We start from the raw sequence: 516 nt of genomic DNA, 5'->3' as shown, positions 1-516 counted from the left end.
GGCTGCTCCGGCGCCGGCTGCCGAGGCCCCCGCCCCGGCCGCGCCGAAGAAGTCCGCGCCCAAGCCCGGCCCCGCCGCGGCGAAGCCCGGCCCGGCGCGTCCCAAGACCCCGGAGACCCTGGCCGCCGCCGCGAAGCCCGCGGCCAAGCCGGCCTCCCGTCCGGCGGCCCCGAAGCCGTCCGGTCGCCCCGAGGGTGGCGCCGGCGCGCCCAAGCCGGGTGCGCCCAAGCCCCCGACGCCCAAGGCGCCCGCGCCGCGTCCGGTCGGCAAGCCCGGCGGCACCCCGCGCCCGGGCAACAACCCGTTCGCCTCGTCGCAGGGCATGGGTCGTCGTCAGGCCCCGGCCCCCGGCGGCGACGCCGGTGACAGCCGCGGACCGCGTCCGGCCGCCCCCGGTGGCGGCGGTCGCCCGGGCATGCCGCGCCCGAACCCGGCGATGATGCCGAAGTCCCCGAGCCCACGGCGGCGTTGATCGTCCCGGCCGCGACCCCGGCGAGCAGGACCGCGACCGCCTCG

1 pseudogene is annotated in these 516 nt (G+C 82.2%); it reads left to right on the top strand.

Annotation, left to right across the window (positions count from 1 at the left end):
• A pseudogene (locus ABLM29_RS22295) lies at positions 1–472 on the top strand (translation initiation factor IF-2); the annotation flags it as partial.
• Between the last annotated feature and the right edge of the window lie 44 nt (positions 473–516).

The sequence above is a fragment of the Nocardioides sp. YIM 152588 genome, from assembly GCF_040191335.1.
Taxonomy (GTDB): Bacteria; Actinomycetota; Actinomycetes; order Propionibacteriales; family Nocardioidaceae; genus Nocardioides.
The sequence above is the reverse complement of the archived record's forward strand: the minus strand, read 5'-3'. Positions and strand labels throughout refer to the sequence as shown.